Genomic DNA, 25,696 nt, shown 5'->3' with positions numbered 1-25,696 from the left:
TTTTTAAAGGAAAGATTTAAAAATAGTAAAGATACAGTAAATTTATGTAAATTTACTGCTAACAAACCCACTCTTTAATCTTCACCCTCTAATTGGACATAAAAAAACTAAGGCGCCTTTCATACCGCCTTAGCTTTTCACGCGAATTTTTCATTTTCATATACATGTTTAATCTTATATTCCTTTTTCACAACATATTGCCAAACATTATATGCATAACGGTTCATTTTCACAAAACAATTTTCCAGAAAAGAACGAAACTCCGGGTTCGCAACTTCTACTGCCACTTGAGCAAATTTCAATGCTAATCGTTTCAAATGTGTAATATAACAAATAGCAATCCCAATATCCCCTGTATATTCATTATCTGTTTCCCTATCCATTTCAGTAAATTCCGGCCACATCTGTTTACAAGTTATATGTTGTACATTTTCTCCTTCTTGAAAATTCACTTGTTCATTATATGCTTGTAACATATACGGCAAATGATGCTGTAATATATCCTTTAATTCTTCATCTCGAACCATGCCCGTATATTCTCCAACTTTATATATAAGCGTGTAACTATATGTCATCAATTCTTTCATACAATCCATTAAAAAGCCTCCCTTCCTATTTTCATCTCTATACTATAAATATGATGCTATGACATTCGCTATTCTTGCTAGAAACCAATCCCAGCTACTAATTTTTTCAAAGTCTGCTTCAGAAAACCGTTTAGATTTATGAAAGTCCTTCTCTAGTCGGCTCCATACTTCTGCTACTACTTTCTTATCATAAATAAAGCAGTTAGATTCAGTATTTAAATAAAAACTTCTATTATCAAAGTTTGCTGTACCAACGTCAACAATTTCATCATCTATAATTGTTACTTTCCCGTGAAAAAATCCATTTCGATATTGATAGATTTCTGCCCCTGCCATAAGCATTTCTTTTAAATGTGGATAAGCTGCTTGTTTCAGCATTACAGCGTCACTCTTAAACGGGACGAGAATTTTCACACGAACACCTCGATTTAATACATCTTTTAACCCCTGCATCATTTCTTTACTCGGTACAAAATATGGTGTGGCGATTATTAAGGAATGTTTTGCCTTCTTTAATAGTCCCCCATATTCCTGCCATAAACCTTTTCCATTCGAAAATATGTATTGATATTTTACATTTCCTTGTATAGGTAAACCATGATGTATAGGGAACTTTTCTCCCGTATCTTCCTGCCAATCTTCCGCAAATTTCCGTTCCATATCAGCAGCTCCATCCCCTTCGATGCGTACATGATAATCACGCCACGGACCAAATTTAGGATCCTGTCCAAGATACTCCTTGCCGATATTAAAACCACCGATGTACGATACTTTCCCATCTATAGTAACAATGCGTCTGTGATTACGTTGATGCAAAGAAAAAAATAAATTTTTAAATTTAGGTTTTTTACTAAATGTAAACTTCACGCTTTTTTCTTTTAGTTGACTAATTATCTTTTTCTTAAGCTTATATCCACCTATCCGGTCTACTGACAATTTCACATCTACACCACTAGATGCTTTTTTCTCTAATAACCGTAAGAACTCTCGACTTACTTCATCTTTACCTACAATATAAAAATGAATATATATGTACTTTTCCGCGCGATTTATATCATCAAATAAATTCCTATATAACTCATCACCGTTCGTATATAGTTGAACATCCCCTAATCGAATTTTTTCTAATTCATAACCGCTAACCATTTTTTTCCCCATTTCCACATCGATGTTCATCCATATGAATACACCTATCAAGCAAAGTATTATAATAAAAAAGTGCTTCATGGATAAGTTCCTTTCTCCACATACTGTTATTCCTATATCTTTCCTTTTTTAAAACATTATCATACAAAAAATATGTCACTCCATGATATACGTCCATATCAAACAAGAGCTCATTTGCATATTGTATGTTGTATCTTAAAATAAAAGGAGGAAATAACAATGGGCTTCGCACATGGTAATGGATTTGCGCTACTAGTTGTATTATTTATCCTCTTAATTATCGTCGGTGCTGCTTGCTTCTGCTAAGCAGTTATTGTAATACGATATGGGGATGAAAAAACTATAAAAGCGGACACCTATTTTTAGGTGCCCGCTTTTCATTTTAAAACTTTTTTCGCCTATTGCTGAAATATTAAACGAAAAGAAAAAGTATTTATCATCAAAAAGTTAGCAGTTTAGCTACCTTCTTACTCTCTGCCTTACGAATATGGCGTTGCTCTGCACGTAACACAGCAATTCGATGTAATTCTTTCTCCTCTTCTGTCTCAGTGATAACGCGCGGTACAGGAACTGGATTATTCTCCTTACTAAGCGCAACAAAAGTAACGAATGAGGTTGCCGCTACACGTTTTTCCCCTGAAATTAAATCTTCCGCTACTACTTTCACAAATATCTCCATAGAAGTTCTTCCCGTCCAAATTACGAAAGATTCATAACTAACACAATCTGAAGAACGAACTGGATGTAAGAAATCTACCCAATCCATAGACGCTGTGACACATTCCATTCTCGAGTGTCTCGTTGCTGAAATTGAAGCAACCATATCCATCTCCGCCAATATCTTTCCACCAAATAGCGTGTTATGATCATTTAAATCTGTTGGAAATACTCGACTCGTTTTAAACACTCTTGATTCATTAGCTGTTTTACCCTTTACTTCAGTCATTGTTATCACCCCTTTAATTAAATACCCCTAATATTCCAATATATACTACATTTCATGAACTACACATTTAATATTAACAATTTTTAGAACTTTTAGTCCACAAAAAAGAACCGATTTTATCAATCGGCTCCTCTAAATACATATTGTTCTTTCGGCTGTTCAACTTTATTCCATTTCGTTACTTCTAACACTGGAATATTCGCATGAAACGGCTGATAAAATTCAGTTGAAATTTCTCCTTCCACCTGAATCCAATCATCATTTTTCCACTCTACACCTTCTGGTTTTTTGACTAACATACCATATACACCCGAATCCGCTACGCAATGTATAATGCCGAAACGGAATAAGAAATATTGTTCCTTTTTAGAAGAATCATCGCGGAAAACAAAGCCTTTAAATGATAAAGTTTTACCAGTAAATTCACCAGGATAATTGTAAATTGTCTCCATACCCTTTAGGAAATCTTCATCTTTTAATGCAATATTGTCTTTCGTAACAAACTCTTTCTTCCCTTTTTCCATTACACCACGATATCCTTCTTTTCCGTAATAAATACTCGTATCTGGTCTTAAGAATTGTCTTGTCATAAACGGATCTTTACTTTCCGCTTGTGCAACAGGAAAATGGAATCCCTTCGCTTTAACAATGTCCGAATCTAAAGTTGCAATCGGGAAAAATAATCCTGAAATAATTGGGAAACAGAACAATGTGTACGAAAATGCTTTTTTCCACCATTTATTTTCATCTTTTGAATGATCATGCCCACAATGGCTATGATCACAACTACAATCTTGTTTCTCTTTTTCCTTTTGATGCTCTTTCTGGAAAACGATAATAATTTGTACAATCGTTAAGAAACCTAAAATAATAGCTGCAGTTTTTGATAAATAGGCGTACTTCATATTTATATACTTCGTAATGTTACCGGAAATATGGAGCTGTCCAATTAATATTGTAAAGCCTAATAATATATATGCTCGAAACATAACCTACCACCCCATCGCATAAATGAGTAGTGAGCTTGCATATACAACAAGTGTAACTGTAACCGTCACGACAATTACAAATTTTGTTTTAAATGTTGCAAGCATCATAAACATATTTTTAATATCCACCATCGGTCCATATACAAGGAACGCGACAAGTGACGCTGTTGAAAATGTACTTTGGAACGAAGAAGCAATAAATGCATCTGCCTCTGAACAAAGTGATAAAATAAAAGCAAGTCCCATCATTACAGCTGATGAAGAAAACGGACCTTGTCCAATAGCAAGCAATGTTGAAGTTTGTACAAACGTTTGAACTGCAGCAGCAATTAATGCTCCTAACACTAAGTATTTTCCCATTGAGAAAAATTCCTCAACAGCATGTGTACATACATCCCACATTTTTTTACGTAATGGACGCTTATGATTCACTTCTGGGAAGTGATCATCTCTTAATTGATGTTCTTTAAACATAAATGATAATATAATTCCAACGATAATTGCTACGATAATCGCTACAATAGAACGATACCATACCATGTGCATACTACTTCCAAAAGCAACATATGTTGCAAATAGTACAACCGGATTAATAATCGGTCCAGTTAACATAAATGCAATCCCTGCGTATGGCGGAACCCCTTTTCCGATTAGTCGCCTTACAATCGGAACAATTCCACATTCACACCCTGGAAACATCATACCTAAAAAAGTAGCTAATAAAACAGACAGAAATCGGTTCTTCGGCATCCATTTTGCCACCATATCTTCTGTCACAAACATTTGAATGAATCCTGAAATAAATACACCAATTAGCACAAAAGGAAGTGCTTCGATTAATATTGAGATAAAGATTGTATTCATTTGCAGGAATGCTTTCGGTAATTGAAACAATTCCATGATGTATTTCCTCCAACTTTTCATTAACAATATGTAATTTTAACCCCATTTTATTAATTGGACAAGACTTATACGGAATTCCCTCCTTTCATATACATTACATTTTATAACTTATATTCTATTCAAAACTTTGGATTTCATAGCAAAAAAGCTGCTCTAGCACAGTTTTATAACTATGCTAAAGCAGCTTTCTTATCGTTAAAAGTAACGTTTCTTCCAGAAAACAAAAGCTAATGTGAAAGATAGTGTTACACATATTATGAGTACAATTACAAAACCATGGGCTTCACCTTCAAATGGAACCTTTACGTTCATTCCAAAGAAACTAGAAACCATTGTTGGTAAAGATAAAATAATTGTAATAGACGTTAACAGTTTCATAACACTATTTAAATTATTTGATATAACGGAACTAAATGTATTCATCATTCCACTTAAAATGTGACTATATATTTCCGCCATTTCAATTGCCTGTTTATTTTCAATTAATACATCTTCTAATAAATCTTGATCGTCTTCATACATTTTTAAAAATGTACTGTTTCGCATTAATTTTTGAATTACAATTTTATTAGCCTTTAATGATGTTGTAAAGTAGACTAAACTTTTTTCAAGACCGAGCAATGTGAAAATTTCTTTGTTTTTCATTGATTTATTTAATTGGTGCTCTAAATCGATTGTTTTTCGATTTATTTGCTTTAAGTATCTTAAATAATAAGTAGAAATTGTATATAAGAGCTGCAGTGCAAAGCGTGTCTTTTTAAACGTATAAAATTCTTTAATACGTTGATTAATAAAACGTTCAAAAATTGGATTCTCTTCTAAGCAAATTGTAACGAAACAATCTGGCATTACAATCATACCTATTGGAATCGTGTCATAAATCGAATTCCCCTCTTCATCATGCCTAACTGTCGGAATATCGACGATGATTAAGGTATTATTGTCTTCCTTTTCAATACGAGAGCGTTCTTCATCATCCAAAGGGTCTTTAATGAAATCTAAATCTACATTTAAAGTTTGTACTAGATACTGAATTTCTTCTTCTGTTGGATGAAGTACATTAATCCAGCAACCCTTTTGCATTTCCTCAATCTCTTGTAGTTTTCCGTTTCGGTCTGTTAAATAAATATTTAACATACTATCACCCCGATTCTTTTTACATGTAGGAATCTACCTCACTTAAACAACAGTTTTTGAACCGCTATTTTCAGCATATGGAACAAACGATTAAATTTCAATAGAAAAATTATTTTGAAAACGTTTTTTTAAGAAAAATCTTGTAAACATAGAAAAAGACAGAGTGTTCTCTGCCTTTAAAAAAGCTTATGTTGCCTTTATAACATATTTAGAAAGCATCCACAAGTTAAAGCCGACTGAAATCGTATAGCCAGCGTATGTTGAAATGATAAAACTCACATAATCAAAATACGGTAGCAATACAATATTTAAAACTATCTTTACGATTATTCCGATTACTAATCCTTGCACTGTTTTCTGCTGTTGATTGATTCCTTGTAGCATTGCAGCCGTTACTGTAAAGAGTGAAAATAGTATACAAGCAGGAGCATAGTACTGTAAAATGATTCTCCCCATCTCCGGATCATTTCCGGCACCAAATAAAAGAGTATATACTGGCTTAGCTAATACCATCATCCCAATTGCTGCTGGTACCGTAATCCCTACTACTAATACATTCGTCCTCGTAAAATGTTTGTACAGCAATTTTGTATTTCCTGCTGTATAAGCTTTCGTCATCTCCGGTACAAGAGACATACTAAAAGCGGTCGCAACGGAAACTGGAATGAGTACAACCATCTGAACAAGACCAATTATCGCATTAATCTTTTCTGCTTCTCCTTGCATATATCCTATTTGTATAAGTAGTTTATTAATTGTAAATGTATCAATTGTCTGATACAACGGAATTGCTAAACCAACCACAACAAACGGTATTGAATATGTAAAGAGCTCCCTATATAACGCGAAAAAAGATTTCGTTGTTTGTTGTATACTTGCCATCTCTTTTTTCTTTAAGTGCCTTCTCCTTTTTACATAATAGGCACTTAAAACCGTTAATCCACCTATAGCTCCCATAAATGCACCAAACGTTGAAATACCGACCGCTAGTGAAATAGACTCTTTTAAAACATATAAAACGACAAAACTTCCTATTAAAATGGTTAAGACCCGAAAAAATTGCTCAACAACTACACTTAGTGCAGAAGGCCCCATCGATTGAAACCCTTGAAAGAAGCCCCTTAATAAACTCATTACTGGTACAAGTATTAGCGCAAAACTTACAATTTGAATGTTATTAGTGACTGCCGTTATACTATTCCCGCTTTGATCATTTCCATCGATTACAAGTTTAGCTAAATGTGGAGCTAATATATATAGTGTAAAACATGAAATAACTCCCATTATAAACATAAAGACAATACCACTCTTTAATACTCTTTTAACCGTATGATAATCATTCAATTGATCATATTTTGATACCATTTTTGAAACGGCAAGTGGCAATCCCATCGTTGCAATACTAAGCATAATTGTATAAGGACGGTATGCATACGTATATAATACGTACCCACTCGTACCTACCATTGCTGTAAATGGTATAACATATATGAACCCTAACATTTTAGATATCATCGTTGCCATCGTTAAAAATATCGTTCCACGTAAAAACGGTGATCCTTTCATCACATTCCCCCGCTACGCTTTATTATTACACATTATGGACAACTCCTTTTTTTTAGAACTGAAACAATAAAAAAAGCCAATGAAAAATCATTGACTTTAATGAGTTGTTTTTCTCTTTTTCAAAAGCTTTAAACCGAAGTAAAGAGCAATAAAGAAAACCGCACCTATAATTATGTAATGTGTGTAATCAGATGCATATTCTTTAATATGTCTCCAATTTCCACCAAGCTTTTCTCCTAAGTATATAAAAAGAATTGACCATGGAATAATCGCTACTACTGTATACAGTGTAAAGAGCTTTAACGGCATCTTAGCTAATCCTGCTGGAATAGAGATAGCATGGCGTACAACTGGAATAAAGCGTGCAGAGAATATTACACCTGCCCCGTATCGTTTAAACCAATTTTCTGCAATATCTAGATGATGCTTATTAATAAGTAAATATTTCCCGTATTTTTCAACAACCGGACGCCCTCCGTAGTATCCAAGCCAGTATAAAAAGATTTGCGCTAAAGTACCACCAATTGTTCCAGCGATAACAGCTCCGACAAAACTAATTTTTCCTTCTGCAACTAAAAATCCTGCATATGAAAGAACAATTTCACTTGGGATAATTTCAATCATTAAACCTAGCGCTACTCCAAAGTATCCTAGACTTGCAAAGAATTGCAATAACTGATCTATTATGTTTGCTAACATTTTCTTTTCTATCTCCTTTTTTCTTCACATACCATTCCATTATCACATAAATATTGGCATCTGCCAATATAATCATGTGAACCTCTTCACCTAACTTATAGACATTAAGGATAACTACACAATGTTCTTTTTTGTTAAAAGAATATGTACAACCTTTCATCAATATACCCTAAAAGGATATTTGATTCATTTAATTAATCAAGTATCCTCTCCTTATTTCGATCTTTCATAAACGCAAACATTTCTTTAATCTGCCACTCGGTATTTCTAGCGATTGATAAATCAGGTATTTCATGTTCACTAAAAAAATCTATATCTTCTGTTTCAATACTTAGCTTCTTTTCTCCGCCAACAATCTCGCAACCTATAAAAATCTTATATATATGGGTTGCTGATGCGGATGGTTGATGTTTTTCTTTATCGAATATTGCTAATAGCCTAAAATAATCTACTTTATAACCTGTCTCTTCTAATACTTCTTTCGCCGCGACTTCTGTTGGCGTATAACCAATGTCAGCCCATCCACCTGGCAATGCCCATTTCCTATCACTTTTTTCTTTCACAAATAATAGTTTTTCATTTTGAAAAACGACTGCTCTTATATCAACTTTAGGTGTTTGATAGCCTGTCTCACTTGCAAATAACTTCTCTACAACTTCCCAATCTGTCTTTGTGTAATGTGACATCATCGAAATGGAAATATCCCGTAATTGTTGGAAACGCTCTATATCATACACATCCTTAGAATACGTTAAACCCGCTTGAGCTATAGATTGTAATTGTTTTACCCAATCAATCCACTTGACCGTCATGTTTCCACATCTCCATTCTTTATTAAATAAATATTACGTCAATTCAATTGATACATCTTTATTATACAAAAAAAGAGATTGATAGTGTTCCAATCTCTTTCAAAATTAATCCAATTCATGTAAGTGGTCTTGTATATACTTTCTTCTTTTATTTATATATTCATCAATCATATCAGCTTCTTGATCAAATATTTCTAATTTTTCTTTCATATATGGATCTTGTAGTAAATATGGACGAATCGATTCACACAAACCTTCTACTTTCGGCATCATAAACGAAACGGTAAATTGTTCTTCTAATATTTCTTCTAAAATACTTCGGTATTGTTTTCTAAATACAGGTATATCTAACAATCTTGCGCTTAACGTGTTATAACCTTGAATACGAATATATTCATGATTAAGTGGTCTCCCTTGTACATCTCGCCCCCAAGTCGCATCATAATCCCACGGTATCACTTCGAATAAATTTGTTTCATCGTTATGATATAGTGCATAGTTATGAACGAAACCATCAAAGTTTTGTGTGAAAATAACTCCAGCTAACCATCGTAAATATTTATCAACATGCAAAAACTTCCCAATTTCTTTTTCATAAGCTTCCCTCGACAAAGTATTCGCTTGAAATACAAATTCACTCAGCTGTTCTTCACTATTTTCATTCGAATATTTGAATTCATAACCCGCAAAGAGCTCTGTCTTAACATCTTTATCTCTCTCACTCATTAAAGAAAAATTCGCATCATCATCTATCGCATAATAAATAGAACCACTCGGTAATCCTCTATTTTTCAAAAAGTTTTCATCAACTGATTCTAACTGTAAATATACACCTTGAATTTGACCATTAATTTTTATAAATACATGTTGTGACTTTGGTGAAAGTACACCAATATCATGAAAAAAATCTAAAGATAATTTATTTCGTATGAGAGACGGATCCATAAACTCAGAATTCAAATGAAACTCTTTCGCGCCTTGAAATTTTTTCGGTTTATAAAACATAACATGATAAGATTTTTTCTCAAATTCACGAATATGAGCACCACGGTAGACAATATCAATGTCATACTTCTTTTTTCCATATGTTAACTTTGCTGGCACTGGACTATCTGACCAAATGTCTTTTTTCAATTCCACTAAGTACATTGGATGAACAAAAAAATCATATGAAGGCAGCATGTTTTCTCATCCCTTCTCAGTTCTCTTCATTCAATGTATGCACCACGCCTTGTCCATACATCCGCTATCATCCATTTATATAAAATTACACTCTTGTCCTGTTCAGAAAGAAGCCGAATCTCATATCATGTTAAGGAAAAAGAATACCTTTTCAATTTAACACTCGATAAGGAGGATTTCTATGAAACGTGATATTAGAAAAGCTGTTGAAGAAATCAAAAGTGCAGGGATGGAGGATTTCTTACACCAAGATCCAAGTACTTTTGAGTGCGATGATGATAAATTCTCTCATCATCGATGTACAACAGGACGGAAATGTACAACAGGGAATAAATGTCCAAGAACAAGATGTACTCGCGTAAAACATTGTACTTTCGTTACAAAATGTACTCATGTAAAAAAATGGACATTTGTTACAAAATGTACTCGTGTACGCGTTCAAAAATGGACGTTCGTTACGAAAGTGACACGTAGAAAAGAATGCGTTTTAGTTACAAAACGTACTCGCAGAAAACATTGTACTTTCGTTACAAAATGCATACGCTTTGAAAAGAAATGTTTCTGGACAAAACGATGTTTCTGTAAAAAATGCGAATTCTTCCCTCACGGACACGGTCGCTCTTGCGATGATTGTGATCATGGTAAAGACTGTCACGATGACGGGCACAAGTGGAATGATTGCAAAGATTGCAGACACAAGTTTTCTTCTTGCAAGAATAAAAAATTCGATCACTTCTGGTATAAAAAACGTAATTGCTAGTTTTTTATGTCCACCAAAAAAGGTCGCTTTGCGACCTTTTTTACGTTTACTGAAAATGACTTATATCTGCAAATTGTTTTACTTCACCACAATCGTCATCAAACTCAATCACACTAAGACTAGCGCTGTGCATAAATGGATCATCCCATACATTTGCAATTTCAATACCCGCAAAATGTCCTACAAGTAATTTTGCTGCTGCCGCATGAGAAACAATCAATATATTCTCTCCTTTATGTTTTTCTAAAAGAAGCTGCATCCCCTCAATTACTCTTTTATGAACGGCCTCAAAATTTTCTCCTGATGTTGACTGAAAAAGATGTGGCTCATACCAAAACAATTGTATTTCTTCTGGGTATTGCCTCTCTATATCATCGATTGTTTGTCCTTCCCATATACCCATGTTAATTTCATAAAAATGCTCATCCGCTATTATCGGTATATCACGTTCGCCCTTTATTAACTTTGCAGTATGAAGTGTTCTTTCACTCGGACTACTATAGATCGCATGAATAGATAAATCTTTCATTCGGTCACCTAATTGTTTCGCTTGTAGCATACCATTTTCAGTTAAAGCAGAATTTTTCCGCCCTTGCATTCGCTTTGCTACATTCCATTCCGTTTCACCGTGCCTTGTTACATATACAGTTGTTTTCATTACACATTCCCCCTTACCATTTTGGCCGCAATTCCCAAGGTTCTACGCATCCTACAATCCATTCATCACATTTACTTTCAATTCCTTTTATTACCCCATCCGATATTTCTTCATGGGTAAGCCATCTTCCATATGTATCTTCTAATATAAAACCTAATATTATTCTATGATAGCTACATCGCGTACCTCCTATTTTTTGTGCAGGCATACGCGACGCTTTACTACCTAAAATATGAAAAACGCTGTATGTTTCAGACGATGAGTCTACTTCTCTACAAATAAATGATAACGCATCCTTCGCACTTGAGTGTATCCATGCGACAACTAATGTTATTGGGCCATTCCTCTCAATTGTACTTTTAATAGCTAGCTTTACATCGCCATCATTATGATAATCTAACGGAAGGCATGTGATACTTTCTGGTGTAGCACTCTCTCGCTTAACATTTTCTAATTTCACTTCATCTCGTCCAATAACAGACACACGAAATCCTTGATCACAAAGCCAAACAGAAACTTTCTTTAACATTCCTGTCCCACCAATTACTAGTGCATGCAACTTCTTCCCCCCTTAGTAAAATGTCATATGAGGTTTCTCTTCCCTATAATAATTAAGTCGGTCTTGCAATGTCCCTGAATGAAATTCAAACTTGTGGCCATCAGGATCAACAAAATATATAGACTCACAATCCCTTACATCCCGTTCTCTTCCTTTTAAAATATGAACATCGTTTTCTTCTAATCGCTGCAGTAGGCATTCAAAGTCTTTCTGTTCAACAGAAAACGCCATATGCGTATAAGATTGATGAATCTCATTTCTCGGAATATGTGTTTCTTCATTAAGCGCTATCCATACTCCACATATATTAAAATATACAAGTTTTCTCCCCTTGACTAATAATTCTCCTTCCAATACTTTCTCGTAAAATGTAATAGATTTTTCTAAATTGGACACTGAAAAACAAAGATGATTGATTCCCTTTAACAACTCTAATTCCTCCTATACAAATAAAAGATGAGCGAAAATTCACTCATCTTTTATTATACTATTTCTTTGTAATATATGCCCATTTATAACTAAAGTCCCCACCAAATGTATGGTTAGCGATACCTTTTACATATGTCTTCTCTAAATAAGCCGTACTTTGCTGATAAGCAGGTGAGATTGCAGCATCTTGACCAATTAAGATTTTTTCAGCTTCCGCAAGTGCTTTCCAGCGTGCTGCATCATCTTTTAATAATTCTCCTTTTGATTTTGCTACTAAATCATCATACTTCGGATTAGAATAATCCATTTCATTAAATGAGCTTCCAGTTACAAACATATCAATATAAGTCATTGGATCTGGATAATCTGGACTCCATGCAGATAATGAGAATTCATATTCAAATTTCTTTTCTAATTCTAGCTTCTGCTTATATGGTTGTTGTTTCAAATTCACCTTTAGACCCGGTAAATTTTTCTCTAACTCTTCTTTAATAAAGTCGCCCACTTTTTTACGGCTACCGTTATCATCATTCAGAAATTCTACTGTAATTGTATCTTGGCCAAGTTCTTTCTTCGCTTCTTCCCATAATTTTTTTGCTTTTTCTGCATTATCTTTACTGTCACGGAAATTTTTATTTACAGAACGGAAATCTTTCCCATCTGGTCCTGTCGTAAATTTTTCAGGTACTAAGAAATATGCTGGTAATGATCCGTCATTTAAAATAACATTCGCAATTCCTTTTTTATCATATGCCAAATCAATTGCTTCACGTACTTTTTGATTTTTAAATGTTGCATTTTTTTGGTTGAAGCGCAAGAAATACATACGTGGATCTAACTTCGTTTTAAATTCATCTGGCTTATTCTTTTTATATTTATCAACAAATTCAGAACTTAAAATAACTCGATCTGCTTGATCACTATCATATAAATTTACTCCCGTGCTCGTTTCCTTCACAATACTTACATTAATTTCTTCTAACTTTACAGTATCTTTATCCCAATAATTAGGGTTTTTCTTTAACTGATAACTTTGTTCATGTTTCCATTGACTCATAGTAAATGGTCCATTGTATAATAATTTATCTGCTTCTAATGCATATTTATCCCCTTGTTCTTTCACATATTTTTCATTTAAAGGGAAAAATGTCGGGAATGAAGTCAGCTCAAGGAAATACGGTGCTGGTTGTTCTAATTCTACTACTAATGTTTTATCATCCTTCGCTTTCACTCCTAATTGATCTAGCGGTAATTCTCCTTTATTTACTTTCTGTGCATTTTTCACATCGAATAAAATAAATGCATACTCAGCAGCCGTTGCTTTATCTAATGCGCGTTGCCATGCATATACAAAGTCTTGCGCTCGAACTGGATCGCCATTAGACCACTTTGCATCTCGTAATTCAAATGTATACGTCGTTTTATCCTCACTAATCTTCACATCTTTTGCCATACCTGGCGTTGGCTTATTATCCTTATCTAAACGATATAGCCCTTCCATTGCATTTACAAAGGCCCGGAATGATACAGAGTCCGTTGATTTTGATGTATCCATTGAAGGAATTTCTGCTGTTTCTAGTAAGTTTAATACTTGCTTATCTGCTATTCCCTTACCTGCTTCTTTCTTTGTTGTAGATGCCTTCTCCCCATTTCCGCAACCTGCAACCAATACACTAGTTGATAATGCAACTGCAGCAATCGTTGTTACCTTTCTCTTCATTCTTCCTTCCCCCAATCTATATGTATAAATGAAAGCCAGTATAGTATAATACATATTATTATACAAAAGATTCAGATTATTTCAAATATTATTTTTTCACACACAAAAAAAGAAGCAGATAGAAAGTTCTTTCCATCCGCTTCTTTTTCTATCACTTTTACTTGCAACCCATCCTCTATTTCAAACGGATTTTGAACCTTGAATATTTCTTCCATCATCTTCAAAAACTCTTCTTCATTTTTAGATTCGCCATTAATCGTAAGGGAGTATGGTTCAATTTCACTCAATTTATAATCAACAATAAATTGAATTGTAACTTTTTGTCTTGGCATTCCTGGACTGTATCCTTGAAATTCTACTAATTCCATACCTTCCGATCCACGATAATATATCCACCCTGAATTTTGAAAATAGCTTTCAAACGATTCACCAATCGAAAAGAATGGATATTCATAAAGCGAACTTGTACGTACTTTTTGTATAATATCTCGATCAGTCGGAAAAAAGAAATGGCTTAAAAGAAGGCTAGCAACTGCTAAAATAGTTACGATTGTTGCGCCCATTTTACTCGTTCCACCACTATCACGGATGAGATAATTTTCAACCGATTCATCTTTAATTCCCCGTGCTTTTATTCGATATATACGCCTTTCTGCAAATTGATAATATAATCCATTCGCAAAAATCCCCATCCCAAATAGAATAAAAACGAGTAATAAAAACGTAAGAGGCACCATATTAATGATTGGCAATGCTACGTTGAACCCCATATAATAAGAAAACGCATCACATGCCACTAATAACAGTATAAATAAAGCAGCAGGTAAATAATACTTACGATATCCAAGCCAACCTACATTGAAAATAGCAGCCAAACCATTCCAGCTCCACCTAGCAATTCGCTTGTTTTCAAGCTCCCATTTTCTTTTGTAATACGGATATTGTCTCCCTACATATACTTCTAATTCTTTGTCTATTAACGAGCTACTTTCCCCTTGTTCATTATGCAAATCTCGTTGACAATTTGCACAATTTAACTGATCATTAGTACAAGGTCGCCCACAATTTATACATTTCAAAACGATCCCTCTTTCCATCCACACTTCATTTTAAAATACCTTCATGTTTCAATAACCACTCTTTCCTCCATAAACCACCCGCATACCCAACAAGCTTTCCACTCTTTCCTATTACACGGTGACATGGAACGATAATTGAAATTGGATTCCGGCTATTTGCTCCTCCTATCGCTCGTACAGCTTTCGTATTGCCGACCTTCTCCGCAATATCTAAATATGAAGCACTTACGCCGTATGGAATAGTATAGAGCGCATCCCATACATTTTTTTGAAATAATGTTCCCTCAGCAGACAACGGAACCGTGAACTCTTTTCTTTTCCCCTTAAAATATTCCTTTAGCTCTTTTATACACTGATCTATCATTTCATTTGTACGTTCTTCTTGTCGTTCATCAACAAATATAACAGACGTAATTCCTTTATCATTCGCTGTAATTTCCAGCAAACCTAATTCACTTTCATAATAAGCCTGATACATATGTCATCCTCCAATTCATTTCATATTAGTCATTGTAACACGAATAGACAAAATTTTTCGTATAAGCGTTTTGTTAGGGAAACAAAAAAGAGAATGATACAATGTAAGAAAATTCAATCAAGGAGGTTATTTGATGCATTCCCAACTTTTTTCACCCTATACAATTAAGGACGTTACACTAAAAAACCGTATCGTTATGTCGCCTATGTGCATGTATTCATCAGAAAACGCGGATGGCCAAGTAACTAATTTTCATCTTGTCCATTATGGAACCAGGGCCGCTGGTCAAGTAGGTCTAGTTATGATTGAAGCAACAGCTGTGTTACCTGAAGGACGAATTTCTAACAAAGACCTAGGCATTTGGGATGACATTCTAATTGAAGGCTTACATAAAACGACAACTTTTATACATGATAACGGTGCAAAAGCAGCCATTCAACTCGCTCATGCCGGAAGAAAGGCTGAATTAGAAACAGACGCTTTCGCTCCCTCAGCAATTCCATTTAGCGACGGAATGAAAATACCAGCAGAAATGAATAAACAGCAAATTAAAGAAACTGTTTCTGCTTTTCAAAAAGCAGCTTTCCGCTCTAAACAAGCAGGATTTGACATTATTGAATTACACGGCGCTCACGGTTATCTTATTAATGAATTTCTTTCTCCGCTTTCCAATAAGCGGACTGATGAATACGGGGGCTCAGCTGAAAATCGCTATCGTTTCTTACGCGAAATCATTGACTCTGTAAATGAAGTTTGGGACGGACCGTTATTTGTTCGTATTTCGGCAAATGATTATCATCCTGACGGGTTAACGGTTCAAGATTATGTACAGTATACAGGATGGATGAAAGAACAGGGGGTAGATTTAATCGATTGTAGTTCTGGTGCTGTTGTACCAGCACATATTGATGTGTATCCTGGGTATCAAGTACAATATGCTAAACATATTAAGGAACATGTTAACATTGCAACAGGCGCAGTAGGATTAATTACAACTGGATCACAAGCAGAGCAAATTTTAAAAACTAACGAGGCAGATTTAATTTTTATCGGACGTGAGTTACTTCGCAATCCATACTTCCCAAGAATAGCCGCCAATGAACTAGGCTTTGAATTACAAGAACCATATCAATACGGGCGAGCACCTGGAAACATTAAAACTAATAAATAAAACCGAGAAGTCATTCTTCTCGGTTTTATTTATTCTATCGTTGTAATTTCATTTGAATTATAAATATGAATACCCGATTCCTCACGTAGCGCCGTTATATACATTCCTTTCGCCACACCTTTAGCTGAAATTGGTTTGTACTTTTTAAAAGCTCCTTTAAATATAAACGGAAGAATACGCGTTAATTTCTCAGCCATTCTTTCTCCAAAACGATATTCTTGTCGATTTCCTACTAATAATGAAGGCCTAAAAATGTGTATGCCACCAATAACTAGCTTTTTCAGCTCCTCTTCCATTTTCCCCTTCACTTGCGAGTAAAAGAAGAATGATTTAGGATTCGCTCCCATTGATGAAATAACAAGAAAATTTTGCACGCCTTGTTTTTCAGCTAAGCAGGCAGCTCGCAATGTATATTCATAATCTACTTTTTTAAAATTCGCCTTCGACTTCGCTTTTTTAATCGTTGTTCCTAAACAACTAAATACATCATCTACTGCAAAAAACTCTTTATATTCCTCTAATACCGAAAAATCCACCTGTTTCTGCTGTAATTTCTCATGTTGTAATTGTAATGGTTCCCTTACAAAAATAGTAACCGAATCGTAGTAATCTGAGTCAAGTAATAGACGCGTTATTTCTTGTCCAACTAATCCACTTGCACCAAGTACTAACGCTGTTCGTTCATTCATATATATACATACCTCTTTATTTACTTTTCTCTCCTTTTGCTGAAAGTCGCTAATAGGAGTTTCCGTTTTATCATTTTATCATTTTATCATAAGTAAAGTACTATGCGTAAGCATAGTGCTTTACTTACTTCTTTTTCTTTTCTTTTTCTTCAACTGGCAATTTCGTAATTGTTGTAGCATCCCCTAAATTACTTATTAGTTTTCTTAAAAAAATTAAAACAAAAGATAACGGCAAAACAACCGCAAGTATTAAAAAGATAGCCTCCATAATGTAACCCAAGCGCTCATCCCCTTTTTTCTGCTCCCTCCCAATATATGAAAGTAACATTGTCACATATGCACCAATCATAAAAATTAATACCTTTCTTTTTGACAGATTTATAACAAAATCAAATCGTAATGATTATTATTTATTGCAACTTTCATAAAGATGTATTATACTAGGTTCGCAAGCTAAAACGTAATTATTCCGTTTTGCATTAAAATGATATTTTTCTTCTATAATTGGGGAAGATATATCCGTAAAAAAAGAAAAGAGGAGAACTTCATGCCTAAAAGATTGACTATATTTTCATTCTTACTTATTTTCACTTTAATTTTTACTGGCTGCTCAAATAAAAAAGAAGATACTGCCAAGAAAGATGGAAAACTAACTGTTTATACAACCATTTTCCCACTTGCTGATTTCGCAAAAAAAATCGGTGGTGATTATGTAAATGTAGAAGCAATTTACCCACCTGGTGCGGATTCTCATACATTTGAACCAAGTCAAAAACAGACTGTACAAATCGCAAAAGCCGATTTATTCGTTTATAACGGTGCAGAATTAGAACCATTTGCCGAAAAAATGGAAAAATCATTAAAAAAAGAAAATGTAAAAGTTGTAAATGCATCTAAAGATATCGAACTTCGTGCTTCATCTGAAGAAGAGCATCACGATCATGGAGACGGTCATAAAGAAGATGAACATCACCATGATAAAGACCCACACGTTTGGATAGATCCTACTCTGGCGATGAAACAAGCAGAAAAAATTAAAAATGCACTTGTAGAATTACAACCTGAACATAAAAAAGAGTTCGAAAAAAACTTCGCAGCACTACAAACAAAATTTACTGATCTAGACGATCAATTTAAGGCTGTTGTTGCAAATGCAAAAACGAAAGAAATATTAGTTTCACACGCAGCTTATGGCTACTGGGAACAACGATACGGTTTAAAACAAATCCCAATCGCTGGAATTTCAGCATCTGATGAACCGTCTCAAAAACAGCTGGCTGACATTACAAAAACAGTAAAAGAGCACGGTCTAAAATATATTTTATTTGAAACATTCTCCACTCCAAAAGTAGCATCAGTGATTCAACAAGAAACTGGCACAAAAATTTTACGGTTAAATCACCTTGCTACTATTTCTGAAGATGATGCTAAGAACAATAAAGATTACTTTACTTTAATGGAAGAAAACGTGAATACTTTAAAAGAAGCAACAAACTAATCAACTATATTTTCTAGGCAGCTGAATATGTCATTCAGCTGCCTTTTTATGTATTTACCCTTGACTTGACCGAAATAACAAGTAAAATTATCCATATTAGCTTTTAAGCTATAATAATTTAGAAGGTGAGTTGGAACTATGAATCTTCACATTTGTGAAGTAACAGCAAATAATTGGCGTTCAGTTGCTGCTTTAGACGTAGCAAAAGACCAGCAGCAATTTATTGAAAGCAATGCGTTTTCTTTAGCAGAATCATTATATGAAGAAAACGGAACGTCAGTAGGCTTATATGACAAAGAAACACTCGTTGGATACGCAATGTACGGTTGGTATTCCCAAAAGCATGAAAGCGTATGGTTAGATCGTTTTATGATTGATCAGCATTTTCAAGGAAAAGGATATGCAAAACGTTTCCTTCGTTTATTAATCCAATATTTACAACAAAAATTTGAATGTAAAATAATTTATTTAAGTTTACATCCAGACAACAAGCACGCAATGGGACTATATGAGTCATTTGGCTTCCGTTTAAACGGGGATATTGATGACGAAGGTCCAGTTGTAGGTGTTGTAATGGAGTTACTAATAGATGAAAATACAAGCCTGTGAAAACAGGCTTTTTATTATTTATTTATTAATGTCACATTTTCTATATTTAATTTTTTCTCCCTATGTGCTTCGCTTTTACAATCTAGTATTATCTCCGTAAAATGCTCATCCGATTGAATTAGATGAATCATTTGATTGTTTAAACGTATTACTAATTCTTCTTCCTCATTTGTAACATCTGAAAATAAACAACTAATAATGTCTCTATCTTCATTTGTTATTTCTCCATATAATTTCACCGTATCTATTCCTGTAATTCCCTGTTCCAAACTATTTGGATACATATATTTCTCCATATATTCTCTGCTCTTTTGATCGTCCATTTGTTGTAGAAAGAATTGAAACGGCATCCCCTTCATCGGCTGTATGTATGCATTTTTCCACGGCATAGTTTTCTTAAATAAATTAAAAAACCACTTATATTGTAATGATTCTGGTTTTGTAATTTCAATTCCAGCTTCTATCATTTTTTCATACACTTTATCTATATTTTCAACATCAATTGCCAATCCGATGAGTCCTCTATGGCCAGCATAATATTTCTGAACCCACTCTTGTACCCAACCACCCCCATCTTTTGTTTTTACTCTTACTAATTCTAAATATTCTTTTCCAATCCATATGTTAGATACTTTAAACCCTTTCGTTCCCTTTCCCCATTTTGGAACATATGGAAGCCCGATAGAATGTACATTTTTAATCGTTTCCTTATTTTCTTGCATCTCTTTATTTACATTTATAACAAGATGATCGATTTTCATATTCTTCCCACCACATTTTTAGTTTTTTAATAGTTTCTCTAACCTATGAATAAATCGAAGTTGCATCTCACATTGTTCATACATATTTTCGAAAATTAGTTTCACATACGCTGGCGCGTTATCTTTTAGTCTTTCTCCTTTCCTCATCTCTTCATAAGTAGATCGTATTTCACTTTTCTGCTCTTCTAAAGCTTCTAAAATCTCCTCTCTCATACTCTCTTCTTCTGACAGAAATGTTAACGCTGTATATAGATGTTTCGGAAACATAACTGAAGTTTTTTGAAACGACTCTTTTAATAACCTTTTAAATTCTTGACTTCCCTTTTCTGTAATACAATATATCGTTTTCGACCGTTTTCCGGTCATTTCAATTGCTTTAACTTGAATGAAATTTTCATTTTCCATTTTTTTTAATGCGTGATAAATAGAAGCTGGGAAAACTTCCGCCCATTTATTACTTTGCACCATATTTAGCGCCTGCTGTATTTCATAACCAGATAGCGACTCTCTTTTAGTAAGCAATCCAAGAATCATTAAACGCACCTTTTCTCCCCCTACCCTAAAAAAATACTAAACGTTTAGTATTTTCAGATTATTTTAATACAAATTCCAATTTTAGTAAACAAAAAAAAGCCTGCAATATACGCAGACTTATTTCACACACTCTTGGAAATGTTCTTGGAACCATTCTTTATTAATATTTTTTCCGATAAACACTACTTCACTTACTCGCTCTTCGCCCTCTTGCCACTCTCTATCGTACGAAGCGGCAAACAGTGTATGCACACCTTGGAAAACGATACGTTTATCTACTCCATCAATAGATAAAATTCCTTTGTAACGATATAAATACTCCCCTAGCTCTTGAACGACAGCTGACATCCACTCATTCAGTTTTTGTAAATCTAACGGACGCTCTTCACGAAGTACAAAAGATTTTACACCTTCTAAATGGTTATGTTCTTTATGAGGGTAAATTTGTAACGTATCTTTCGTTTTAAACGTTTGAATTTGTAGTAACGATGGTATATCTACCTCACAGTTAGTCGTCTCGATTAATTTTGCAGTTGGATTAATTCCTTGCAGTTCATGCAAGAGACTTTCCTTTTCACTCTCGTCTATTATATCTAATTTATTTACTAAAACGACATCAGCAAATGCAATTTGTTCTTTTGCTTCTAGTCCCTTTTCAAAATGTTTATGTATATGATAACTATCTACTACTGTTACAACGCCGTTAATTTGGTATGCAGATTGAATAACTGGATCTAAAAAGAACGTTTGAATAATCGGACCTGGGTTCGCAAGACCGGTCGTTTCAATTACTAAACCATCAAAATCCATTTCCCCCTCTGCTTTTACATCCAGTAATTGTTTTAAAGCAACGAGTAAATCTTCACGTACAGTACAACATAAACAACCGTTTGTCATTTCCATAATTTCTTCTTCAACATTCATAATCAATTGATTATCAATACCAATTTGCCCGATTTCATTTACAATTACCGCTAATTTCTTACCGTGATTTTCTGATAAAATACGATTTAATAAAGTCGTTTTCCCTGATCCAAGAAAACCAGTTAATATTGTTACTGGAATCATCCCTTACATCTCCTTATAGCTCTATGTTCCTTCATTATAGCATATAGAGAAAATCGTTTTTGTAGCAAAACATATTTATTGTATGTACAACCGGGTAACTATATAATAGTATGTAGCAAGAAAGCCTTTTCAAAATATTATTCATTCATCAAGGGGGTACATATAATGGAACGAGTTCAAATGGCCGAAACGCTAGAATTTTCTCGTATTATTCAAGGTTTTTGGCGTTTAGCAGAATGGAATATGACAAAGCAAGAGTTACTTTCTTTCATTGAAGCTTGTATGGATATGGGAATTACTACTTTCGATCACGCTGATATTTATGGCGGTTATACGTGTGAAGGATTGTTTGGAGAAGCATTACAACTCAAGCCTTCCTTACGCGAAAACATGCAAATTATCACAAAATGTGGAATCGCTCCCCCATCACCAAAATTTCCAGAGCGATATGTTGCTCACTACAATACGAGTGCCGAACATATTATAAAAAGCGCGGAGGATTCATTACAAAACTTACATACAGATTATATTGATGTATTGCTCATCCATCGCCCTGATCCATTTATGGATCCAAATGAAGTAGCAGAAGCGTTCTCACGCTTAAAGCAAGAAGGCAAAGTTCGTCACTTCGGTGTCTCTAACTTTATCCCTTCACAGTTTAATATGTTAAGTTCGTATCTAGATTTCCCGCTCATTACAAATCAAATTGAAGTATCTGCGATGCAGCTTGAGCATTTTGAAAAAGGTACGATTGATTTATGCCAAGAAAAACGAATCAAACCAATGATTTGGTCACCTCTTGCTGGTGGTGAAATCTTTACTGGTCAATCAGAACGTGCCATACGTGTACGTGAAACTTTACAAAAAGTTGCTACTGAACTAGGTGTTACTAGCATCGATACTGTTATGTATGCATGGTTACTTGCTCATCCAGCTAACATGATGCCAATCGTTGGCTCTGGTAAATTAGATCGTGTAAAAACAGCCGCTCTTGCTACAAAAGTTAACTTAGACCGCCAACAATGGTTTACAATTTTCGAAAGCTCTAATGGACATCCTGTACCATAATACACAAAAAGAAGAGCTGTTTCTTTACAGCTCTTCTTTTTCATATGTATTTCTCGTCATTGCAAATACACACATATCCCTTAATCCATTTCCATCCACCGCTACACTCGCACTTTCTAAAGTCCCCTCTAATTTAAAGCCTAATTTCTCAGGTATCGCCCTACTCTTCTTATTTAGAGAATCGCATCGAATTTCTACACGGTTTGCTTTCAGTTCAGTGAAAGCATAATCTGTTATACCTTTTGCAGCCTCTACCATATAGCCCTTTCCACTAAACCTTGAATCAATCCAATACCCGATTTCAAATTGAGGTATATCCCAATTAATACGATGTAATCCGGCAGATGCAATAAATTCACCTGTTTCTTTCGAAAAAGCTAGTAATCTCAAATCCTCACGCTGCAAAAATTGAATATGCGATTTTCTAATACTCTCTTCTATTTCTTCCCCTGTTTGCTCTTTCTGTGCAAAAACCATCCAAGGTTTTAATTCTTGTATTGAAGCTTGAATTGCGTCATATAGAACTTTACCATCACCTGGTTTTGGCATTCGAATAAAAAGCCTGTCAGTATAAAATTCAGAAGGAAAATCGAATAATAACGGATTCACTGTAAACACTCCCTATAATTCTTTTATATATAATAATATCCATCTCAAGTTATATAGTAAAGAAATTTCCGAATTTTATTTTTTTTATTCATTCACTTCCATCGCTACACGAACTCCTGATTCAATCGCACCTTGAATCCATCCGTGATATAACGTTGTGTGATCTCCAGCGAAGAATATTCTCCCCTCTGGCTTTACAATCGCTGGTTGTAGCTCAGATTCTTGACCGGCTTGAAAAAGGGCAAATCCTCCAAGCGCATATGGATCCATTGTCCAACTTTTTGATATTCCAGACATGAACTCATCATATACTTGACCACCTAATATCGTTGCTAGGTTGTGTAATGTGTAATAAATACGATCACCCTTCGATACCCCATCCCATAGTAACGCATCATAAGACCATGTATAGCTTCCTAACATCATAGCAGGTCCTTTCTCTCCAATTCCATGACTTGGATAATAGGCGTAACGAATCGGCAAATCCGTTATAATTCTGCCGCCTAATTGCCCTTGTTCCTCCCAAAAACGACTTTTAAACTGAATCCCTATTTTTGTGGCCGGCATATAATGTAATTCACGAATTGCTTTCCATTTCGCATGAGATATAGAATCAAATGGATCTACTTCCACAAAACGCATTGTCGAAAATGGAATCGTCACAATAACTAAATCCCCTGTAATACTACTATATTCAAAAGTTTCCTCATTTCGATAATAGGCTGTTACGCCATTAGCTTGTTGATGAAGCTTCATTAATTTTTGATTATATATAATATTTTCTTCTAATTGTGGTAAAAAAGACTTTGGTAATCTATCGTTTCCACCTACTATTTCGCAAAATCCACTTTCTTCTTGCATAATGTATAAAAAACGTAACGTCTCAGCAAAAGATCTTTCCAAAAAGCCTTCTAAGTCTAATAGAACACCGATCATCTCAATTGTTACCGGGGAAAAATACGTATTATATTGATAAGGATGATACTTTAAAAATTGCCCTGTAGAGTACCTCCCAAAATCCTTTACTACAATATCCCAATTCTTCTCTGGGTTCTTTTTTATAAAATTTATAATGGGCTGTACCGCTAACAATAATAGTTCCTCAGACGTTTTCCCGACTTCATTCATCTCGACAGGATATCTTAAAATACTCGGGTCTTTTTCGTATTGTTTCAATGTCGTTTTTCGGCCATTGGCATAAATAATATCTGTGTCATTTCTATTAATAAAAGGGCTAACCTGTAGTCCAAATTTTTTTATATATGCCATTGTTAGCTTATGTGAATACGGAATTCTCATCGCCCCGACATCTAAGTATAATCCGGTATCTTCCATTCTAACCGTCTCTATACGACCACCTACACGATTATTTGCTTCAAAAATCTTCACTTCATGTCCTGCGGCCTTCAGTAAAGATGCCGAAACCAACCCAGCCATACCAGCCCCTACTACAATAATTTGTTTCGGACTTTTCGCCTTCTTCAATCCCTTATCTATAACTTTTAACGTTTCATCCATCTCACTGTTATACATTATATCTTTCTGCACAATTCCACCCCTTACTTCATAAAGTGAAGCTATAATCATTGGGTTTGTTCATACCCACTGATTATTAGTTGAACCAATCGGGCTTTTATGGGCATTAGTGGTTTAGTGCATTTTATTCATAAATCCCCTTAAACATAACGCCATAGCAATTGGAATATTCACTAAAAGTACATAAGGTATAACTCTCACATCTCTTCATGCTTCGTATAATATAGCAACTGCAACGAAGGAGTGGTTGAAAATGAAACAGACTTATGATTACCACGCTACAAAAAAACATCTAGAATTAAAGAAACAACACCTCTGCAAAAAACTTAGTAATATGAAATTATCTGAAAAAGAACGTGAACAAATAAAACTTGAGATTGATAACTACGAATATATATTAAACTTAGTCGAAATGAATCATTATGAACGAGGATTTTCTCGTTAAAAGTGGCTATATTATCATCCTCTTTTTTGTGTGAGCA

At 34.5% G+C, this 25,696-nt stretch carries 30 protein-coding genes; 7 read left to right on the top strand and 23 right to left on the bottom strand.

Translation table 11 applies throughout. From position 1 onward, the window contains the following. Window positions 1–137: 137 nt before the first annotated feature. Together LUS72_RS10010 and cls are read right to left on the bottom strand one after the other, a co-directional pair. A complete protein-coding gene (locus LUS72_RS10010) occupies window positions 138–596 on the bottom strand; it encodes a spore coat protein (RefSeq protein ID WP_097829724.1) in 459 nt (152 codons plus the stop codon). Between the two features lie 33 nt (window positions 597–629). Further along, complete coding sequence (gene cls / locus LUS72_RS10005) at window positions 630–1,814, bottom strand: cardiolipin synthase (RefSeq protein WP_264448880.1); 1,185 nt, start codon at window positions 1,812–1,814, stop codon at window positions 630–632. Window positions 1,815–1,973: 159 nt separating this feature from the next. Here cls and LUS72_RS10000 point away from each other — a divergent pair, with 159 nt between their 5' ends. Further along, window positions 1,974–2,060 carry a YjcZ family sporulation protein gene (locus LUS72_RS10000; protein ID WP_000505094.1) on the top strand — a complete coding sequence of 29 codons (87 nt, stop codon included), beginning with the start codon at window positions 1,974–1,976 and terminating at the stop codon, window positions 2,058–2,060. 133 nt (window positions 2,061–2,193) lie between these two features. Here LUS72_RS10000 and LUS72_RS09995 read toward each other — a convergent pair whose 3' ends face one another. From LUS72_RS09995 to cotH, 8 genes are all read right to left on the bottom strand, one after another. Beyond that, window positions 2,194–2,700, bottom strand: coding sequence for an acyl-CoA thioesterase (locus tag LUS72_RS09995; protein WP_264448879.1), 507 nt, complete (start codon window positions 2,698–2,700; stop codon window positions 2,194–2,196). A gap of 119 nt (window positions 2,701–2,819) precedes the next feature. Then, window positions 2,820–3,689, bottom strand: coding sequence for a TIGR03943 family putative permease subunit (locus tag LUS72_RS09990; protein ID WP_097829727.1), 870 nt, complete (start codon window positions 3,687–3,689; stop codon window positions 2,820–2,822). A 3-nt stretch (window positions 3,690–3,692) separates the two neighbouring features. After that, entirely contained in the window at window positions 3,693–4,589 is an 897-nt protein-coding gene (locus LUS72_RS09985; RefSeq protein ID WP_002118586.1) for a permease, read from the bottom strand. Between the two features lie 198 nt (window positions 4,590–4,787). Then, complete coding sequence (locus LUS72_RS09980; protein ID WP_000932386.1) at window positions 4,788–5,729, bottom strand: magnesium transporter CorA family protein; 942 nt, start codon at window positions 5,727–5,729, stop codon at window positions 4,788–4,790. A 186-nt stretch (window positions 5,730–5,915) separates the two neighbouring features. Next, window positions 5,916–7,295 (bottom strand): putative polysaccharide biosynthesis protein, encoded by a 1,380-nt coding sequence (locus LUS72_RS09975; protein WP_264448878.1) that lies wholly within the window; start codon window positions 7,293–7,295, stop codon window positions 5,916–5,918. Between the two features lie 96 nt (window positions 7,296–7,391). Continuing rightward, complete coding sequence (locus LUS72_RS09970) at window positions 7,392–7,994, bottom strand: undecaprenyl phosphate transporter UptA (RefSeq protein ID WP_000880692.1); 603 nt, start codon at window positions 7,992–7,994, stop codon at window positions 7,392–7,394. Window positions 7,995–8,188: 194 nt separating this feature from the next. Further along, window positions 8,189–8,806: an NUDIX hydrolase gene (locus LUS72_RS09965; protein WP_097829729.1), complete on the bottom strand. Its 618-nt coding sequence runs from the start codon at window positions 8,804–8,806 to the stop codon at window positions 8,189–8,191. Between the two features lie 105 nt (window positions 8,807–8,911). After that, window positions 8,912–9,988, bottom strand: a complete 1,077-nt coding sequence (cotH, locus tag LUS72_RS09960; protein WP_097829730.1) for a spore coat protein CotH — start codon at window positions 9,986–9,988, stop codon at window positions 8,912–8,914. A gap of 181 nt (window positions 9,989–10,169) precedes the next feature. Here cotH and exsB point away from each other — a divergent pair, with 181 nt between their 5' ends. After that, window positions 10,170–10,748 carry an exosporium protein ExsB gene (gene exsB, locus LUS72_RS09955; protein ID WP_097829731.1) on the top strand — a complete coding sequence of 193 codons (579 nt, stop codon included), beginning with the start codon at window positions 10,170–10,172 and terminating at the stop codon, window positions 10,746–10,748. A 46-nt stretch (window positions 10,749–10,794) separates the two neighbouring features. Here exsB and LUS72_RS09950 read toward each other — a convergent pair whose 3' ends face one another. From LUS72_RS09950 to LUS72_RS09925, 6 genes are all read right to left on the bottom strand, one after another. Continuing rightward, entirely contained in the window at window positions 10,795–11,406 is a 612-nt protein-coding gene (locus tag LUS72_RS09950) for a phosphoserine phosphatase 1 (protein WP_097829732.1), read from the bottom strand. 13 nt (window positions 11,407–11,419) lie between these two features. Continuing rightward, window positions 11,420–11,965 carry a short-chain dehydrogenase gene (locus LUS72_RS09945; RefSeq protein ID WP_097829733.1) on the bottom strand — a complete coding sequence of 182 codons (546 nt, stop codon included), beginning with the start codon at window positions 11,963–11,965 and terminating at the stop codon, window positions 11,420–11,422. A 12-nt stretch (window positions 11,966–11,977) separates the two neighbouring features. Further along, window positions 11,978–12,394 carry a FosBx1 family fosfomycin resistance bacillithiol transferase gene (gene fosB / locus LUS72_RS09940; protein ID WP_097829734.1) on the bottom strand — a complete coding sequence of 139 codons (417 nt, stop codon included), beginning with the start codon at window positions 12,392–12,394 and terminating at the stop codon, window positions 11,978–11,980. 58 nt (window positions 12,395–12,452) lie between these two features. Then, on the bottom strand, window positions 12,453–14,114 hold the full coding sequence (locus LUS72_RS09935; RefSeq protein ID WP_097829735.1) for a peptide ABC transporter substrate-binding protein: 1,662 nt from the start codon (window positions 14,112–14,114) through the stop codon (window positions 12,453–12,455). A gap of 71 nt (window positions 14,115–14,185) precedes the next feature. Then, window positions 14,186–15,193: a DUF2628 domain-containing protein gene (locus LUS72_RS09930; protein ID WP_141533545.1), complete on the bottom strand. Its 1,008-nt coding sequence runs from the start codon at window positions 15,191–15,193 to the stop codon at window positions 14,186–14,188. Between the two features lie 25 nt (window positions 15,194–15,218). Next, window positions 15,219–15,671, bottom strand: a complete 453-nt coding sequence (locus LUS72_RS09925; protein ID WP_097829737.1) for a methylated-DNA--[protein]-cysteine S-methyltransferase — start codon at window positions 15,669–15,671, stop codon at window positions 15,219–15,221. Between the two features lie 133 nt (window positions 15,672–15,804). Here LUS72_RS09925 and namA point away from each other — a divergent pair, with 133 nt between their 5' ends. Further along, window positions 15,805–16,842, top strand: coding sequence for an NADPH dehydrogenase NamA (gene namA, locus LUS72_RS09920; protein WP_097829738.1), 1,038 nt, complete (start codon window positions 15,805–15,807; stop codon window positions 16,840–16,842). A gap of 29 nt (window positions 16,843–16,871) precedes the next feature. Here namA and LUS72_RS09915 read toward each other — a convergent pair whose 3' ends face one another. Both LUS72_RS09915 and LUS72_RS09910 read right to left on the bottom strand, forming a co-directional pair. Beyond that, window positions 16,872–17,531, bottom strand: a complete 660-nt coding sequence (locus LUS72_RS09915; protein WP_097829739.1) for an oxidoreductase — start codon at window positions 17,529–17,531, stop codon at window positions 16,872–16,874. A gap of 124 nt (window positions 17,532–17,655) precedes the next feature. Then, the gene (locus LUS72_RS09910; protein WP_097829740.1) at window positions 17,656–17,880 is read right to left on the bottom strand and encodes a hypothetical protein; all 225 of its coding nucleotides are present in this window, start codon (window positions 17,878–17,880) and stop codon (window positions 17,656–17,658) included. Window positions 17,881–18,078: 198 nt separating this feature from the next. On the opposite strand from LUS72_RS09910, the gene LUS72_RS09905 reads away from it, so the two are divergent. Further along, complete coding sequence (locus LUS72_RS09905) at window positions 18,079–19,029, top strand: metal ABC transporter substrate-binding protein (protein ID WP_097829741.1); 951 nt, start codon at window positions 18,079–18,081, stop codon at window positions 19,027–19,029. Between the two features lie 138 nt (window positions 19,030–19,167). Next, a complete protein-coding gene (locus LUS72_RS09900) occupies window positions 19,168–19,638 on the top strand; it encodes a GNAT family N-acetyltransferase (protein WP_016104610.1) in 471 nt (156 codons plus the stop codon). Between the two features lie 14 nt (window positions 19,639–19,652). On the opposite strand, the gene LUS72_RS09895 is transcribed toward LUS72_RS09900, so the two are convergent. The 3 genes from LUS72_RS09895 to LUS72_RS09885 form a co-directional block, all read right to left on the bottom strand. Next, window positions 19,653–20,399: a VOC family protein gene (locus LUS72_RS09895; protein ID WP_264448877.1), complete on the bottom strand. Its 747-nt coding sequence runs from the start codon at window positions 20,397–20,399 to the stop codon at window positions 19,653–19,655. Between the two features lie 18 nt (window positions 20,400–20,417). Further along, entirely contained in the window at window positions 20,418–20,942 is a 525-nt protein-coding gene (locus LUS72_RS09890; protein ID WP_097829744.1) for a PadR family transcriptional regulator, read from the bottom strand. A gap of 108 nt (window positions 20,943–21,050) precedes the next feature. Next, window positions 21,051–22,001 carry a CobW family GTP-binding protein gene (locus LUS72_RS09885; protein WP_097829745.1) on the bottom strand — a complete coding sequence of 317 codons (951 nt, stop codon included), beginning with the start codon at window positions 21,999–22,001 and terminating at the stop codon, window positions 21,051–21,053. 165 nt (window positions 22,002–22,166) lie between these two features. On the opposite strand from LUS72_RS09885, the gene LUS72_RS09880 reads away from it, so the two are divergent. Then, entirely contained in the window at window positions 22,167–23,069 is a 903-nt protein-coding gene (locus LUS72_RS09880; protein ID WP_264448876.1) for an aldo/keto reductase, read from the top strand. A 24-nt stretch (window positions 23,070–23,093) separates the two neighbouring features. On the opposite strand, the gene LUS72_RS09875 is transcribed toward LUS72_RS09880, so the two are convergent. Then, window positions 23,094–23,678 (bottom strand): GNAT family N-acetyltransferase, encoded by a 585-nt coding sequence (locus LUS72_RS09875; protein WP_264448875.1) that lies wholly within the window; start codon window positions 23,676–23,678, stop codon window positions 23,094–23,096. 84 nt (window positions 23,679–23,762) lie between these two features. Then, window positions 23,763–25,226 carry a flavin monoamine oxidase family protein gene (locus LUS72_RS09870; protein WP_264448874.1) on the bottom strand — a complete coding sequence of 488 codons (1,464 nt, stop codon included), beginning with the start codon at window positions 25,224–25,226 and terminating at the stop codon, window positions 23,763–23,765. Window positions 25,227–25,467: 241 nt separating this feature from the next. Here LUS72_RS09870 and LUS72_RS09865 point away from each other — a divergent pair, with 241 nt between their 5' ends. Beyond that, window positions 25,468–25,659 (top strand): DUF3896 family protein, encoded by a 192-nt coding sequence (locus tag LUS72_RS09865; RefSeq protein ID WP_071769946.1) that lies wholly within the window; start codon window positions 25,468–25,470, stop codon window positions 25,657–25,659. Window positions 25,660–25,696 lie beyond the last annotated feature (37 nt).

Source organism: Bacillus cereus, from assembly GCF_025917685.1.
Classification (GTDB): domain Bacteria; phylum Bacillota; class Bacilli; order Bacillales; family Bacillaceae_G; genus Bacillus_A; species Bacillus_A cereus_AT.
Note: the sequence above shows the minus strand (reverse complement) of the source record. Positions and strands in the feature narration are given on the sequence as shown.